We start from the raw sequence: 851 nt of genomic DNA on the forward strand, positions 1-851 counted from the left end.
TTCTCTTCCTCTAGGTACTTAGATGTTTCAGTTCCCTAGGTTTACCCTCCTATAGCTATGTATTCACTATAGGATACGTAGGGTTACCTACGTGAGTTTCCTCATTCGGAGATCTTTGGATCACAGGCTATTTGCGCCTACCCAAAGCTTATCGCAGCTTGTCACGTCCTTCTTCGGCTCTTGATGCCAAGGCATTCACCATGCGCCCTTTGTAGCTTGACCTAATGTCGTGTCATTATAGCCTTCACATTACTTCGTCACCTTCCTCACTACGATGCTCACTTACCTGGAGTAAGCTCCACTGCTCGTTCGTCGGTTCCTCGTCTTGTTTGGTTTTAATGCCACTCCTAATCTGCTGTACAAATATTTTTCTGAACTCAAAAAAAAGTACATTGCATACTGTACGTTTGGACTATAGATACATATATATCTAGCCCGCAGATTATTGGCTGTTTCAAATACTAGCGTGTATTTTATTCAGCCCTTTATATTACAAAGAATAGTAAATATCTTTACTTAACTTATGTGCAATTTTCAAAGAACAATCTGAGATACTTGGTATCTCAAAATTAAACAGAGAGAGATTCTAACCAGAATTCGTATATATTAAGTCTGAAATGCATCAGCACTTAATAATTTCTCCATAGAAAGGAGGTGATCCAGCCGCAGGTTCTCCTACGGCTACCTTGTTACGACTTCACCCCAATCGCTGACCCTACCTTCGGCTGCTGCCTCCCTTACGGGTTAGCTCACAGACTTCGGGTATTGCCAACTCTCATGGTGTGACGGGCGGTGTGTACAAGGCCCGGGAACGTATTCACCGCGACATGCTGATTCGCGATTACTAGCAA

At 43.0% G+C, this 851-nt stretch carries 2 rRNA genes; both read right to left on the reverse strand.

Annotated elements, in window-relative coordinates:
- Positions 1 to 222, reverse strand: a 23S ribosomal RNA gene (locus J3477_RS25895); the annotation flags it as partial.
- Positions 223 to 647: 425 nt separating this feature from the next.
- Positions 648 to 851 (reverse strand): 16S ribosomal RNA (locus J3477_RS25900); the annotation flags it as partial.

This window comes from Clostridium zeae (assembly GCF_017312485.1).
GTDB lineage: Bacteria > Bacillota > Clostridia > Clostridiales > Clostridiaceae > Clostridium_AR > Clostridium_AR zeae.